This is a genomic window from Chryseobacterium joostei (assembly GCF_003815775.1).
Taxonomy (GTDB): domain Bacteria; phylum Bacteroidota; class Bacteroidia; order Flavobacteriales; family Weeksellaceae; genus Chryseobacterium; species Chryseobacterium joostei.
The window spans coordinates 4040447-4054839 of record NZ_CP033926.1; the positions used below are offsets into that span (position 1 = coordinate 4040447).

General features: G+C 35.7%; 14 protein-coding genes and 8 tRNA genes. 21 read left to right on the top strand and 1 reads right to left on the bottom strand.

Annotated elements, in window-relative coordinates:
* The first annotated feature begins 18 nt into the window (after nt 1-18).
* On the top strand, nt 19-804 hold the full coding sequence (locus tag EG359_RS18495) for a TatD family hydrolase (RefSeq protein WP_076356251.1): 786 nt from the start codon (nt 19-21) through the stop codon (nt 802-804).
* Between the two features lie 110 nt (nt 805-914).
* On the opposite strand, the gene deoD is transcribed toward EG359_RS18495, so the two are convergent.
* Nucleotides 915-1625, bottom strand: a complete 711-nt coding sequence (gene deoD / locus EG359_RS18500; RefSeq protein WP_076356253.1) for a purine-nucleoside phosphorylase — start codon at nt 1623-1625, stop codon at nt 915-917.
* A 278-nt stretch (nt 1626-1903) separates the two neighbouring features.
* On the opposite strand from deoD, the gene EG359_RS18505 reads away from it, so the two are divergent.
* The 20 genes from EG359_RS18505 (at nt 1904) to EG359_RS18585 (ending at nt 14392) form a co-directional block, all read left to right on the top strand.
* Complete coding sequence (locus EG359_RS18505) at nt 1904-2293, top strand: VOC family protein (RefSeq protein ID WP_076356255.1); 390 nt, start codon at nt 1904-1906, stop codon at nt 2291-2293.
* Between the two features lie 141 nt (nt 2294-2434).
* Complete coding sequence (locus EG359_RS18510; protein WP_228435106.1) at nt 2435-3085, top strand: hypothetical protein; 651 nt, start codon at nt 2435-2437, stop codon at nt 3083-3085.
* Nucleotides 3046-4215, top strand: a complete 1170-nt coding sequence (locus EG359_RS18515; protein ID WP_228435108.1) for an AAA family ATPase — start codon at nt 3046-3048, stop codon at nt 4213-4215. Before EG359_RS18510 ends, EG359_RS18515 begins: the two co-directional genes overlap by 40 nt.
* Nucleotides 4188-4931 (top strand): hypothetical protein, encoded by a 744-nt coding sequence (locus tag EG359_RS18520; protein ID WP_076356259.1) that lies wholly within the window; start codon nt 4188-4190, stop codon nt 4929-4931. Before EG359_RS18515 ends, EG359_RS18520 begins: the two co-directional genes overlap by 28 nt.
* A complete protein-coding gene (locus EG359_RS18525) occupies nt 4922-7300 on the top strand; it encodes a hypothetical protein (protein WP_076356261.1) in 2379 nt (792 codons plus the stop codon). Before EG359_RS18520 ends, EG359_RS18525 begins: the two co-directional genes overlap by 10 nt.
* Nucleotides 7290-8990, top strand: coding sequence for a hypothetical protein (locus EG359_RS18530; protein WP_076356263.1), 1701 nt, complete (start codon nt 7290-7292; stop codon nt 8988-8990). Before EG359_RS18525 ends, EG359_RS18530 begins: the two co-directional genes overlap by 11 nt.
* Nucleotides 8980-10002 (top strand): soluble NSF attachment family protein, encoded by a 1023-nt coding sequence (locus EG359_RS18535; RefSeq protein WP_228435110.1) that lies wholly within the window; start codon nt 8980-8982, stop codon nt 10000-10002. The genes EG359_RS18530 and EG359_RS18535 overlap by 11 nt, the downstream gene beginning before the upstream one ends.
* 15 nt (nt 10003-10017) lie before the next feature.
* The gene (locus tag EG359_RS18540) at nt 10018-10269 is read left to right on the top strand and encodes a hypothetical protein (protein ID WP_076356267.1); all 252 of its coding nucleotides are present in this window, start codon (nt 10018-10020) and stop codon (nt 10267-10269) included.
* Between the two features lie 127 nt (nt 10270-10396).
* On the top strand, nt 10397-10525 hold the full coding sequence (locus EG359_RS18545) for a penicillin-binding protein (protein ID WP_076356269.1): 129 nt from the start codon (nt 10397-10399) through the stop codon (nt 10523-10525).
* Between the two features lie 569 nt (nt 10526-11094).
* A tRNA-Arg gene (locus tag EG359_RS18550) sits at nt 11095-11168 on the top strand.
* Nucleotides 11169-11178: 10 nt separating this feature from the next.
* Nucleotides 11179-11250, top strand: a tRNA-Asp gene (locus tag EG359_RS22555).
* A gap of 67 nt (nt 11251-11317) precedes the next feature.
* A tRNA-Pro gene (locus EG359_RS22560) sits at nt 11318-11389 on the top strand.
* Nucleotides 11390-11633: 244 nt separating this feature from the next.
* A tRNA-Cys gene (locus tag EG359_RS22565) sits at nt 11634-11715 on the top strand.
* 198 nt (nt 11716-11913) lie between these two features.
* Nucleotides 11914-12000 (top strand) — tRNA-Tyr (locus EG359_RS18555).
* A gap of 82 nt (nt 12001-12082) precedes the next feature.
* Nucleotides 12083-12154, top strand: a tRNA-Glu gene (locus EG359_RS18560).
* Between the two features lie 241 nt (nt 12155-12395).
* A tRNA-Leu gene (locus EG359_RS18565) sits at nt 12396-12471 on the top strand.
* Nucleotides 12472-12489: 18 nt separating this feature from the next.
* Nucleotides 12490-12562 (top strand) — tRNA-Phe (locus tag EG359_RS18570).
* A gap of 89 nt (nt 12563-12651) precedes the next feature.
* The gene (locus EG359_RS18575) at nt 12652-13137 is read left to right on the top strand and encodes a ribonuclease H-like YkuK family protein (protein WP_076356271.1); all 486 of its coding nucleotides are present in this window, start codon (nt 12652-12654) and stop codon (nt 13135-13137) included.
* A gap of 71 nt (nt 13138-13208) precedes the next feature.
* The gene (locus EG359_RS18580; protein WP_076356273.1) at nt 13209-13994 is read left to right on the top strand and encodes a hypothetical protein; all 786 of its coding nucleotides are present in this window, start codon (nt 13209-13211) and stop codon (nt 13992-13994) included.
* A gap of 29 nt (nt 13995-14023) precedes the next feature.
* Nucleotides 14024-14392: a cyclic-phosphate processing receiver domain-containing protein gene (locus tag EG359_RS18585; RefSeq protein ID WP_084180511.1), complete on the top strand. Its 369-nt coding sequence runs from the start codon at nt 14024-14026 to the stop codon at nt 14390-14392.
* Nucleotide 14393 lies beyond the last annotated feature (1 nt).

Sequence of the window (14393 nt, forward strand, 5' to 3'; positions counted from 1 at the left end):
ATAAACAAATTTAAAAAAATGAATACATACATTGATATTGGTATCAATCTGACCAATAAACAATTCTATAATGAACACGAAGAAATTATCAACCGAGCCCTCGACAATGGGGTAGATCATATGATCCTAACAGGAACAAGTGTTCGTGGAAGTAAGGAATCCGCCGAAATCGCAGAAGACTATCCTGATATTTTATTTTCAACAGCAGGAATTCACCCTCATGATGCCAAATCTTTTCATAATGAAAGCATCAACGAGTTGAGAAAACTATTGAAGCAGGATCATGTAATTTCCGTTGGAGAATGCGGACTGGATTTTGATCGAGATTTTTCTCCAAGACCCATACAGGAAAAATGCTACAAAGCACATTTAGAATTAGCTATTGAAGTAAATAAACCTCTTTTTCTTCATGAAAGATCAGCCTTTAAAAGATTTAATGATATTACCGATGAATATCTTTCTAGGCTTCCGAAAGCTATTGTTCACTGCTTTACCGGAACATTGGATGAAGCTAAAACATATCTGGATAAAGGCTTTTACTTAGGATTTACCGGAGCCATCAGTGATGAGAAAAGATTTAAACATCTGGAAGATGTTATTAAATATGTTCCTCTCGACAGAATGATGATTGAAACAGATGCTCCTTTCATGCTGCCGAAGAATATGCCAAGAATGCAGAACAGAAGGAACGAACCCTCGTTTTTACCTTATGTTGCGCAAACCATTGCCCATCTGAAGAAAATGAGTATTTCTGAGGTTGCAGATGAAACCACAGAAGTTGCCAGAAATTTTTTCAAGCTATAAAAAAGAGCTCTACTGATAAAGTAAAGCTCTTTTTTTATAGCAAAATTGCTAATATGTTATTGAAAAGTGAGAGGTAAATAAGCAAATCGCTTGTTCTCCCTTTTACTTTCTTATAAACTCTTAATTGCTGATTCTAGCGCCAGTTCCATCATTGGTTTCAAGGCAGTTTCTCTTTCGTCAGCAGAGATCTTCTCATGAGTCGGGATAATATCTGTTACCGTAAGGATAGTAGCTGCATTTTTACCTAAATGCTGAGCATTGGCAAATAATCCGAAAGCTTCCATTTCTACTGCAGGGCAGTTGTATTTTGTGGCAATCTCAGGAGTGTTAGGATCTTTTCTGTAGAAAATATCACTACTGTGGATATTGATCGCCTTAGCATGTAATGATAGCTCATTAGAAGTTTCATTGATGGTATTGAAAATATTTCCCTGGTGAGGAAGAATTTCATCCTCAATTCCCCATGCATATTTGGCATAAGTACTTTCGCTGGCAGCATTTTCAATATTTAAAATATCAAAAAGCTTAAGATCAGTATTGTACGCCCCACAAGTTCCGATTCTGATGATTGTATCTACTTCATACTCTGTAAACAACTCGAAAGAATAAATTCCGATACTTGGGAAACCCATTCCACTAGCACCTACAGTGATCTCCTTACCTTTGTAAAGTCCTGTATAATAAAATATTCCTCTGGTTTTGCTTACCAGTTTTGCATTTTCTAAATAATTTTCAGCAATATACTGTGCACGAAGCGGATCCCCCGGCTGCAATACTACTTTGGCAATTTCTCCTTTTTTTGCACTGATGTGAATACTCATAATTTTATTTTGACTGGCACAAATATAATAACTTTTATATTGATCATATCATTGCAGGGATGGAAACAACAGAGCAATTTCAGATGGCTGCAATGCATAAAATATTATCAATAAATGCTTTAAACACGATTGTATATAAAGTATATTGAAAATGTCACATTCTGTAAAGTCAAAACTGAATATAGCCAATACAGAACAAGAATAGAATAACACAGAGCAAGTGTCACACGATGTGACCCCGCTAATTTTGCTGCATTCAATAGTATTAAAATAAAAAAATGAAAATAGAACATATTGCTATTTGGGTGAAAGACCTTGAACAGTCCAGGGAATTTTATCAGAAGTATTTTGGAGCTGTATCCAATGAAAAATATCATAATCCTGTTAAAAACTTTGAATCCTATTTTTTAAGCTTTGATAATGGCTGTAGAATAGAAATTATGACCAGACCAGACATCAGAAAAACCGAAAACTCCTACCAATCTCAACAGTTTGGAATCATACATCTGGCATTTTCCACAGGAAGTAAAGAAAAAGTGGATGAACTTACCGAGACGTTGAGAAAAGACGGATATACAGTGGCTGGAGAACCACGTACTACAGGAGACGGCTATTACGAAAGCGTTATCCTGGATCCGGAAAATAATATTATTGAAATTGTTGCCTAAAACCATTGAGAGATACCATTTCAAAACTTTAGAGATTTCTTACTTTAAGGTTTTTTATTTTAAAATTAAAAAGATTCAGTATTTAACATTAATCCCCGAATTAAAATTTCATTCTCAACGAAATAGTTTTATTTTTGTTAGATGATGGAAACCAAATCACTGTTTTTGGATACGATCTTTCTACTCAGAAAGAATGAATGTATAACCCTTTTCTCAAACTTGCAGGAAATTTCCCTAGAAGAAGAGACAGAGGCAGGTGATTATTTTGAAACAGAATTTGAAAAAGAAAGACTCGAGTTCTTATCAGATCAGTTAGTTTGTGATAAAACAACAGCAGTCTGGGCATCAAAAGTTCTGTATCATAGCGCACAGTTGTATCTTATAAGAGAAAACACAGCAAAAGATCTTGAAAACCTCATCCCAAGGTTTCAGGGAACAAAAAATGTTTCCTCCATATTGTCAGCAGATTTATCATTAAGGTTTTTGCCCGAAGTGGTTACTGCCTTGAATTCCGTAGATCCTGAAGATACTCTGATTACACTTCTTGAAGATATCCTCACAGAATTTCACTACTCAGGAATCGGATATGATCTTCATCTGAAACATGTGAACTGGGAAGAAGAACTGAAAGACAAAACCTACCGGAAATTGTATCTGGAAAGAATTGTTGACAAAAGAGATTATAAACTGGCGGAAATTCCGTTCATCAATAAACTGCTCATTGCAGAATTTGGGATGCATAAAGATGCATTTTGGAGAGAATTAAAAATAATAACCGAAGAAAATCAATGACTCAGAATATCAATAAACTCAATACTGTTCTAAACTACGTAAAAGACACTTTCGTAGGTAAAAATGATGTAGTAGACCTATTGGGAATCTGTCTTTTGGCAAGAGAGAATGCCTTTTTGTATGGCCCTCCGGGAACCGCAAAATCAGCCATTGTAAGAACATTGTCAAAAACGGTAAAAGACGGAAAAAACTTTGAATATTTATTAACCCGTTTTACAGAACCCAATGAGATTTTTGGTCCATTTGACATCAGAAAACTAAAAGAAGGAGAACTTCTGACCAATACTGAGGGGATGATGCCTGAAGCCTCCTTGGTTTTTCTGGATGAGATCTTCAATGCCAATTCCGCTATTCTGAACTCATTGCTGATGGCATTGAACGAAAAGATTTTCAAAAGAGGAAAAGAAACAAAACACTTACCGGCTTTAATGTTTGTCGGAGCAAGTAACGTTCTTCCGGAAGATGAAGCCCTAAATGCTTTATTTGACCGTTTTCTAGTGAGAATAAATGTAGATTACGTGAATCCTGAATTATTACAACAGGTTCTTTTGGCAGGAAGAAAATTAGAAAATGAAGAAGAAACTGAAGTTCCCGAAATTCATGCCGATGAGGTAAGAGAATTGCAAAATCTTTGCAGAACAGTAGATCTTAAGCCCATTTATGAAGTTTACCTGAATACCATCATGAGTTTAAGAAATACAGGAATTGCCATTTCGGATCGTAGAGCAGTGAAGCTTCAAAACCTTATTGCAGCAAGCGCTCTGATCTGTGGAAGAAATGAAGCTGTTCTTTCTGATCTTTGGGTTTTAAAACACATCTGGGATACAGAAGAACAAATTGAAATTCTTGAAGGGATTATCAACAGAACCATAGAGAAAGACGATCATCCAAATTCTCATCCTCAGGCCATGCAGAATAAAACACCCAATCCGGAAGAGGTGATGAAAGATGTGAAAATTCTTGTGGATAAATGGAATGAAGGAATGTTGAGCTTTGAAGAGCAAAACGTGATCAAGGATAAACTAAGATACCTACAAACTCGCTGTGACTGGATTAGAAATCCTGAACAAAAGCAATATATTCAGCAGGAAATTGAAAGCTTATGGCAGAAAATTCTTCAAACAATATAAAAGAATTCTGGGCAGAAATTCCCCGTACTGATGAAGACTTTCTTGGCTCTATAAGAGATTGGAAGAATATTCAGATTGCTGTGGATGATGAAACGATATGGCTCAAAGGCTTTACCGATGAACAAGCTGCTTCTTCAGAAATACATCAGTTACCCAACTTTTTGCTGTACGAGCTGCGTGATGGTCTTTTATTTAAAAAAGAAGCATTGGTTCCCAGTAAGAAAATGAGAACAGCCTTGCTTTGGATGCCTATAGATAAAGCATTACGCCTCAATTTTCCGATTTCTAACAATAACTATTTCGGAATTAGTGAAAAAGTTCAGATTAGGTTAATGGAAAGCGACGAAGAACATCCTGTAATTGCCTTGCTGTGCAAAATAGCAGATATTAAGGACCGTATTGCAGCAATACCCAAATTCAGGTTGGAAAAAATAGAGTGGGTTGTAATTGGGGATAAAGCTCTTTTTTTAGGAATACCCTTATTAAGCTTGCCAGGAAAAACCTTTTGGTTAAAGGACAATCACCTGTTGCCATCAGGGTTTGATTTTGAATTTAAAAACCTGAGTTTGCCTTTGCAGGAAAAATATAATAAAGAACTAGATGGATGGCTTCTATGGGATGAAAAAGGGAATTACCTTTCACTTAAGAAAATAGATTTCCGGGACCTGTCCGTAAGCTCATTCCGTCTTACTGAAAAATCAAGAGAATGGAACTAAAGGCCTATTTCCAGTCCTATGAAAACTATTTTTGGGAATGGAAAACCGATGAAGATATTCCCGGAGATTCCGGATATAATGATAATAACCTCATTTCTGTACCGGGAGTGGGAGCTATTGCCTATAGGCCCTACATTATTGAGATTTTAAAAGAGCTTCAGCCACAGGGTTGGCCCCCGTTCGGAGCTTTGTTGATGGTTTTGTATGCCATGCAGGATGGATACATCAACTTTGCAGGTCCCTTAAGACATACCACAAAACTTTATAGTGTTGGAAACTTTGAATTCAATGCTGAAAAAGAAATTGAATTTTTAGAAAAAATAAAGGCTCTTCCTCCAATCTATAAGCAAAAGCAGAACAAGATTATTCTCTTGCAGACTTTGTTTAAAAGTGGACACAACAGAACCTCATCCACAACTGCTGAAGCAATTCTGAAAGTTTATTATAAAAGACCACAGGAGCTTGTCTATAGTGCAGATCAACAGCATGCAGGACCATCTACTTTGAATAAGGATCTTGCTGCCATGGATCTTAACAAAAGGTTTCCAACCACACAATCCATTATTGATGCAATGAAAGGGTTTATGGAAGAGCCGGAACTGGATGATAAAGTGATAGAGGAAGAAGCCACAGCAGATACAAATAAGGATTTTATCAGGGAATTGATTGAACAACCAAAGACATTTCAGGTGGGAAGCCTTATCAAAAGAATTTGGAGCGGACTGAAGATCCCCATGCGTCACCTTTCTCCGGGAGAACAGCCGATAGGGGGAATTTCTGATATAACCAATAAAGGTGATTTTCACAGAATGCTTTTGTCGGAATTTGCCAATGAAGATGATGTATTCATGAATCGGGTAGCCAATAATGAAGCACTGTACATTCAAAGGGAAATACCCCCTGAAGAAAATATCTTCGAAAGAATAATTCTGATTGATACTTCCTTGAGAAACTGGGGTACACCAAAAGTGTTAGCCTTTGCATCGGCTATTGCTGTGATCAAGCATCCGAATGCACATTCTGAATGCCGGGTTTTTGCATTGGGGCAGGCAGGAATTCCAATTTCCCTGAATAAAGTTGAGGATGTTATTGAAAACCTTAATCAGGTGAGCCCAATTTTGGAAGTTTCAGAAGCTTTGGAGAAATTTTTTATTGAAGAGCGTACTGAGAAAGATATAGAAGTATTTTTCATTACCCATGAGGAAAATATTGCTGACGAAAAAGTTCAAAAAGTCATCCATCAGCACAGAGACAGACTTAAATTTTTGGTGACAACCAGTTCAGAGGGGGAAATCAACTTTTATAAACATCATAAAGGAGCAAGAAAACATATTCAGAAAATAAAACTTCCGCTTCAGGAATTGTGGGCAAACCCGCCACAACAAAAAACAGCAGGAATTAATTTGGATGGAAAGAAAACAGAACTGCCACTGAATTATCCAATTTTATACCCAACACCGGTTAATAAAATTGCACAGTTTCTATACGAGGGCGAATTTTTTATACTGAGCTCTAAAAAACAACTGCTGAAAACTTACCTTTCTGACAATTATTATGACAGACATTATTACGAATATTATAAAACCTATCATGGCTGTGAAATTTTGTTTGAAAATATCTCTGTAAAACCCACAGGAAGGTTTGCTTTGGCGAAAAATAGACAACAGCATTTTATCCTTTGCCAGTACCAGCCGGCCAAAAAATTAATATCAAAACTTAATTTAAATACAAAAGAATATTCTGAGCAAAATGTTACCGGACTTAATATTCCGGATTCTTATAATCTGATTTATTTTGGGAAGAGTTTTTATCTTCATCAATTTGCCAATCCTTTATTGTATAAAATAAATATAGAGGGAAATATTTCGGTTGAAACAATTTCCGGAAAGGATAAAGAAATAGAAAAGAACAATGCAAAAGCGGAAGCCGAAGTGGCTAAGCTGAGCCAAACCGGACTTAAAATTATCAACAGTTTTAATAAAATAGGAATTAATAGTCAGAATAATCTGGTTTTTTCAGGATGTGAAATAAGCAGTGTGTATGATAATACATTGAGCCTGTACAAAAATAGATTTGAAATAAAAATTTTTGCAGAGCAGAACAGAAACAAATTTACCTTTCCCGACGGCAGCGAAGTCATTGCAGATTACCGTGGGATGCTAACTTTCAGAAGTAGCAATAAAGGAATAGACGAATTTTATATGCCGGCTACATCGTATGGCTTTCTTTCTCTGGCTACCTATACAGAATTTAGTGGACCAGAATATTATCTTCCGGAACATACTTTACAGAAAGTAAGAACCGTAGAGGAAATGTATTTCCAATACTTAAGACCATTTATAGATCAGATTTTGGATTATGGAGCTTAGAATTAAACCTTTCCCGAAAAATAATTATCCTAAAAAAGGGCTTTTAATCAAAGGCTCTTCACCTGTGATATGGCTTCAGGAAATGGAAACACTTGGGATTAATCTCAATCAGGTAAAATCCTATGCTATTCCGGCAGATCTTCCCAATGTGCTGTATGGATGTTTTCTGGTTTTTAACGATCATGCCCCACAGGAAATTGGTAAGAATGCTTATTTTCAATGTGTGGATAATAAATTTTTTATTCCTGAAAACACAACGTTTTATCCGAAAATAAATCCTGAGGACTGGGAACTGGTAACTTCAGATTTTCTCATTATGCATCCTGACTTTGGATTGGTAAAACTATCAGAACAGATAGATTGGGTTGCATTGATTCAGGAACCGGGAAATAGTACGGAAATAGTCAGAAAACCATCGAATGGAGTTAAAATTCCTCACCAGATAGAAAGCTTTATGGTTGAAATGGATGATGAAAAAATGCTTGAAGCTTTACAGAAACCTCAGACGGAAGAAGAATGGATGAATAACCTGCCTTTTGATATGAAAAAAGTAATGGCAGGGAATAAAAAAGAGATTGAAAAATACTTAGAATATATTGAGAAATATCCTGAAAGAGCAGTAGAATTAGGTGTTCCTTTAGATATCATGGGGACATCCCGAGGCGATGGAACCGGAAAATTTACCTGGCTGGAAGGATTGTTTGGGGGAAATTCTGGTGATAAACAAGAAAGTAGGGGAACCCGAAATTTTCGCAGAATATTCTGGGCTGTTATTGTGATTGCCATTGTTTTAAAAATAGCGCTTCCATCAGATAAAAAAGAATCTGAACAGGAAGAAAACGTTGAGTCTTCAGGGAAAATTGTAACAGATGCTGTAAAAGCACCATCAGATATGATAGCCTTTCAGTCAGGCATCACGGAAATAGATCAAAAGATTGATTCTATATACCAACAGAAAAGAAAAGGACTGTCCAACGAACTTCTTAATGCAGGAATGCTGGAGGGGCAGACAGAAAAAGCAAAAGAGGAATATAAAAAGAAAGGCGGAAGAGAGGTAAGTGAAATAGGGCACGATATTCAAAAGCTTAACGGTAAGGAACAACAAAGCAGGGATTCCCTCAAAACAATTTATAAAAAGAAAATAACAAGGCATATTGAAGAAAGAAGCGAAGACCTGAAACGTAAAATTTCAGACTCTCTTAAACAATATACCAAAGGAAAACCAGTGAATGGAGACGTAGTAAAATACCTTTTAAAGAAAAGACAGGTATTGATGGAAGACTCTTTAGGAAAGCTTTATGGAACTATTGATCTTGTAGATATGCAGCCACCATCACCTATAAAAGATTCAAAGGTAAAAGGAGTTGAGTCAGGAGATAGCCCTTTGAAAAAAGACACCCCTGTTTCAGATATTCTGTACATGGTGATCCTGATGATTGCAGCAGTGGGACTATATTCTTTTCTGTTTAAAAATAAATCCCTGAATCTTGGTGGCGATAATGTGCCGGGTTGGGTAAAGTTCCTTTTGACTGCGATACTTCTTGCCATGTTGGTATATCTGTTCTATCCATTGGTGAAAATGTTTGGTTACAACTGGTTTGTGTGGGTATTGGTGATCTGTGTGATATTACTTCTCTACTGTTTATTCAGAGATGATAAAACCATTTTAAACTCCGAAGATGATGAATAAGCAGAAATTTATAGACAAATTTATGGCAGCCTTTGTGCTGTTGGCCATGTTCAAGATCATCGGAATTGTTGCACAGCTGTTCCATGAAAGTTTCTGGAGTGTTATCGGAACCTTGATTATTTTCCTGATCATAGCCTTTATTATTTTTATGGTTATTGCTGCCCTAAAAGATAAAGAACAGAACGAACAGAATTCAAGAAGAAAAGCTGCCGGTGGAGGGAATTTCTATCTGGAAACCTCCTTGTTTGACAGGATCAGAAGTAAATATGAAGAACTTGCTGAAAAATACATAGCAGAAAAAGATTATAAAAAAGCTGCAAAAGTCTATATGAACTTGCTTCAGGACAATTACAGAGGAGCAAAGACATTAGAAAACGGGGAATTCTATAACGAAGCCGCCGCAGTATATCTTAAAAAATTAAAAAATAAATCAGACGCAGCAACCTGCTATGAAAAAGCAAAGCAATACAAAAAAGCAATAGATCTTTACAAGGAAATGGAGCAGAAAGAAAAAGTAGGAGATCTTTATAAAGAAATCAATGATCTTAAAAACGCCCATACCTATTACCAGATGGTTGCAGATGATTATACAACCAATAAACAAATGGTAAAGGCTTCCCTTGTCTATCGTAAGAAAATGGAAAAAACAGACGAGGCTCAAAAGATACTGTTAAAAGGTTGGGAAGAAGACAAAGATGCATTCAACTGTCTGAATAACTATTTTGCTAATATTTTTGATCTTAAAAAACTGGAAACAGAAATACAGGAGCTATATGCAAAAACTCCGGCCTACAAAAAGATCATCTATCTTGATGCTCTAAAACATGAGTTTAAAAAAGATCCGAAACTACAGACCACTATCAGAAACATAGCCTATGAGATCATAGCTGAAAAAGTAGGAACCCGCTCAGAAATTGTAAATGAACTGAAATATTTTAATCCCGATGATGAGGTGATTCTAAAAGATATTTCGAGATTCAAGACAGGAAGAAATAAAATGTTCAGGAACTAAAGTATAAAAAATAATATGGATAATACTGCTAAATATCTTCATTTTAGATATGATAACAAAGATCCCTTTGAGATTGTACAGGAAATAATATCAAAAGGAAGATTACCATTGTTTGCAATAAAAGAAATTATGGAAAAGTTTCCTGCTTTTTCATTGATAGATGCTAAAGAAGTTGTAATTATTGCCACTTCAGAATATAAAAGTCTATATGATTATCAAGGAAATTTATTCACAGAGCTTGAAAAACTGAGTGAAGTAATGAAATAAAATTTTGTGTTTAAAAAAAGTACTATGTAATCATTAAAAAAACAATCACAGAACTTCATTTTATTACTCAGTCTTGTGAAAATTATTAAATAATATCAAAAAAGATTTATCTTTGCGCCAGAAAATTATGACAATACAAAGAGCACATATCAATGCAGAACTATGCGAAAGCCCATCAAAACTGGGATTATTCGGATATGATTTGATGATATGGAATGAGGCGAAATGTGCTGACTTTGGAAATTATTTACTGTAAACTCGTAAAAAATTAATCAAAATACTACAAAAACGCCTCGAAAAATCGAGGCGTTTTTTGTTTTTTAGGTCAGAAATTATTTAGAATGAAAAAAAATAACCATAAACATGAAAATTTTTCAATTAACAATGAAACCTTAATACGATAAAATAGAGTGATAAGCAACCCGGTGAGAGACAGTCATTTAGGTATTTAAGATATCCGCAAAATATTGCGGACAGAAACTGTTTACTCTAAAATCCAGATTTAACTAACTGATTTTCAGTAGTTTAATTTGAAAATTTATTTGTGAGTTTCGAAAATTCATATTTACTTTGCAACCGAAAATTGAAAGCAACAGGTTTTCAGGATTCAACAAAAATAATTTAAAGACAAAACAAAAATAAAATGAAACAATTGCCTAACATATTTAATCAATATTCAGAACTATTCGGACAAGAGCCGGCAGGAGCTGTGTGTGTTTATGATAGCAGAATTGTGGATAAAAGGTGCTTATATACGTGGGTCAGTTAATGATCTTTCACGTCAAAATATACCAAGCGCCTCCCAAAAAGAGGCGCTTTTTTTATGGTTCCGTAGCTCAACCGGATAGAGCATGGGTTTTCTAAACCCAGGGTTAGAGGTTCGAATCCTCTCGGAATCACAGCATATAAGGTCTATTGAGGTAATGGCTAACCTGCCCGACTGTCTCTTGGGCACTGCGAGTTCGATTCTCGCATAGACCGCAAAGATTCATGGAAATTTCAGCTCCGACTGTCTCTCGGAAAAGAATGTTGAAGTGGATCTGCAAAACTGGAAAGATAACGGTGGTTGTTTACCCGTCTTGGACGCGGGAGGTCGCAAGTTCGAATCTTGCTTTCCAGACAAAATACAAATGAAGTTAATTGTTTCAGGAGAAAAGTAAAAGTTTGTCAAGAGCAGAAGATCTTTACGCCAAAACACGAAAATACAGACAAGCTTTTTCTTATCTCAATAAAGAACAATTAGAATTAAAAAATATCATTTATAAAATTTTAGGTAAAAATAAAGTTTGTCAAGCGCAGAAGGTCTTATATCAAACAAAAAATTAGGACAGGCTTTATTTTTTTAATGAAAACTAAATAAAAATGATGGTTCGCCGAAGTGGAAGAGTCGGGGCGGTCTGCAAAACCGTTGCTTAAGCTGAGTGGGTTTGAATCCCATAGCCATCTCTATGATAGAGCTTAGATGTTAATAAACTTTAGAAAAACATCGCTCTTATGAAGATTATCCTTTATTAGAAAAGAAAATGTCTGTCAAGAGCAGAAGATCTTTAGTTAAACATTTAAAGACAGACCTTTTCTTTTTAAAACAGGAAAAGAGCATTAGGGCAGATTGTGTATTAATCATTGCTAATTGCTCATAAATAAGGAAGTACGCCGAAGTTGGAGAGTCGGGGCAGACTGTAAATCTGTTGCTTTATTGCTGAGTAGGTTCGAATCCTACTACTTCCACCAAACCGCTGATAATGTAATGGCAGCATGCAGGAAATGTACTCTTGTTGTTTAGGTTCGATTCCTAGTCAGTTGGTTTTTAATAGCTCTATTCGTCTAACGGCTAGGACGCCTGCCTTTCGAGCAGAAAATAAGGGTTCGATTCCCTTATAGAGTACAGGATGTGAATGAACTGGTCAATATTGAATTGATTATAACCATGAAAGTTCAAATTTGAAAATACATTGGCCAGTCACCATTCACCGAAAAATAGGAAAAGAGAAAGGTTTGTCGAGCGCAGAAGATCTTTACAAACAAAAACAGGCATAGTTTATAGTAGACAGAGCTTTCTCAAACCTAATTTATGATAAATGATGAGTACAAGGTGATTTTAATATTATCAATTACTCATAAAAACTGCGGGAATGGTGGAATGGTATACACTCTTGATTTAGGATCAAGCTTTTGGGGGTTCGAATCCCTCTTCCCGTACCAAAGTATCAATTATAATAGGGAAGAGTGGTGTAGAAGGTCTGCACGCTAGTCTGAAAAACTAGAGGTACAGGTTCAATTCCTGTCTGTTCCGCAAAAAAAAATAAAAGTAAAGACGTAGAGGTTAGAACACAACCTCTAGGAAATCAATTATAAAACTATCAATTATAAATATGTAGAAAAATGGAAACGCAACAACAAACATGGCAGAATATGAATGGGAAAATTTTCCAACACTCTATCACACAGCTGGTAGAAGAAGCCATCATTCGCGAACAGGCAAACGGACACCGTCTGAAAGTATGTGTGGGATCAGACTCTCACGTATACGGAGAAGCCATTAATTATGCTACGGCAGTAGTGTTTATTCGTGAGGGAAAAGGAGCGTTTACCTTTATTAGAAAAGAAAGAGAAATACAGAGTATCAGTATCAAGGAGCGAATGCTGAATGAAGTCAACAAATCCGTTGAAATTGCATACGCCATCTGCTCTGTGTTGGACAATTATGGTGTGGAAATGGAGGTACACGCAGACATTAATACAGACCCAGACTTTAAGTCCAATGCAGCATTAGGAGATGCCATGGGATACATTCTGGGAATGGGATATGTGTTTAAGGCAAAACCCTTTGCTTTCGCCAGTTCCAACTGTGCTGATATGATGGTTTAATTTTCTAAATAATAACTATAAAAAGTAATCAAAATATTGAATATTTACTTTTTCAATTAAAAACTAACAACATGACTCATAATAGAATAGCCGTTATCGGTTTACACGAACATGAATATGAATATATAAGACAACATTACGAAGGCCTCATGATCTGGCACCAATCCATTCCTAAGATAAAAATAATTGACGGAATATTATATGTTGAAAAAGCTCAGGGAGTTGGAATGCTTCCGGTTGATAAGGTTATTTATCACGGAATTTTTGAAGATGATCTGGATTTTATTTCAGGATTAGCCCTGTGGAATGGTCCATGTTTTCCAAACGCCTACGGAATGCTTGAATGCAGATTGAAAATTCCTTGTCTGATTAAGGCAATGAAGTATTCAAAATTTAATTCCCAAAGAGGATTTATCTCTGCAGATACCTATATAAATACGAATTCTGAGTTGGTAGCCAAATGGGGAAACTGGCATTGTGGAGAAAACAAACATAAGTTTACAGGAAGTTGGGAAAGTACAGAAAACAGTGTCTTGGAACCTTATTTTGAAGGCGAAGCCGTAAGAATTTTAAACATTGGCGAAAAATCCTGGCAGATTAAACTTGAAGGAGAAACATGGTTAAAATCCATTCATCCCGATAATGCCCAGTTTACAGAAATTGATACAGAACTTTTACAGGATACATTAATGTTGAAAGATAAAATTGGAATGGATGTCATCGCTAATGATTACATCGTTCAAAAAGATGGGACCAAGCATTTACTGGAGATTAATCATATCCCCAATATCACAAGATTTGAAGAAGTAAGATTGCATTTTCTTGAAACTGTTGTGGATTGGATTCATGAAGACTAGCTAAAGCTTAATAATCAAAAAATAAGGCAATGAAAATGACAAAAAGATTATTATTTCTGGATGATATACGATATCCGATTGAGGCTTATCATTATACCAAACAGGATATTTTCCTGAGAGAAGATTGGCATATAGTTCGGAACTACGAGCAGTTTGTCAATAGAATTTTGGAAAAAGGACTTCCTGAAATGATCTCTTTTGACCACGATCTTGCCGATATGCATTATCTGAAACAGGATTCTCAGGAATTTATTGAAAAAACAGGCTACGATTGTGCAAAATGGCTGGTAGAATATTGTATGGATAACTATTTAGGACTACCGAAATTCTATTGCCACTCCATGAATCCCGTAGGGAAGAAGAATATTGAGAGCCTTTTAAAAAACTTTAAAAACTAAA

Bases quoted from the DNA above. Each gene is read 5' to 3' on its own strand.
- EG359_RS18495 (WP_076356251.1), top strand. From the start codon at position 19: ATGAATACATACATTGATATTGGTATCAATCTGACCAATAAACAATTC.
- deoD (WP_076356253.1), bottom strand. From the start codon at position 1,625: ATGAGTATTCACATCAGTGCAAAAAAAGGAGAAATTGCCAAAGTAGTA.
- EG359_RS18505 (WP_076356255.1), top strand. From the start codon at position 1,904: ATGAAAATAGAACATATTGCTATTTGGGTGAAAGACCTTGAACAGTCC.
- EG359_RS18510 (WP_228435106.1), top strand. From the start codon at position 2,435: ATGATGGAAACCAAATCACTGTTTTTGGATACGATCTTTCTACTCAGA.
- EG359_RS18520 (WP_076356259.1), top strand. From the start codon at position 4,188: ATGGCAGAAAATTCTTCAAACAATATAAAAGAATTCTGGGCAGAAATT.
- EG359_RS18525 (WP_076356261.1), top strand. From the start codon at position 4,922: ATGGAACTAAAGGCCTATTTCCAGTCCTATGAAAACTATTTTTGGGAA.
- EG359_RS18530 (WP_076356263.1), top strand. From the start codon at position 7,290: ATGGAGCTTAGAATTAAACCTTTCCCGAAAAATAATTATCCTAAAAAA.
- EG359_RS18535 (WP_228435110.1), top strand. From the start codon at position 8,980: ATGATGAATAAGCAGAAATTTATAGACAAATTTATGGCAGCCTTTGTG.
- EG359_RS18540 (WP_076356267.1), top strand. From the start codon at position 10,018: ATGGATAATACTGCTAAATATCTTCATTTTAGATATGATAACAAAGAT.
- EG359_RS18545 (WP_076356269.1), top strand. From the start codon at position 10,397: ATGACAATACAAAGAGCACATATCAATGCAGAACTATGCGAAAGCCCA.
- EG359_RS18575 (WP_076356271.1), top strand. From the start codon at position 12,652: ATGGAAACGCAACAACAAACATGGCAGAATATGAATGGGAAAATTTTC.
- EG359_RS18580 (WP_076356273.1), top strand. From the start codon at position 13,209: ATGACTCATAATAGAATAGCCGTTATCGGTTTACACGAACATGAATAT.
- EG359_RS18585 (WP_084180511.1), top strand. From the start codon at position 14,024: ATGAAAATGACAAAAAGATTATTATTTCTGGATGATATACGATATCCG.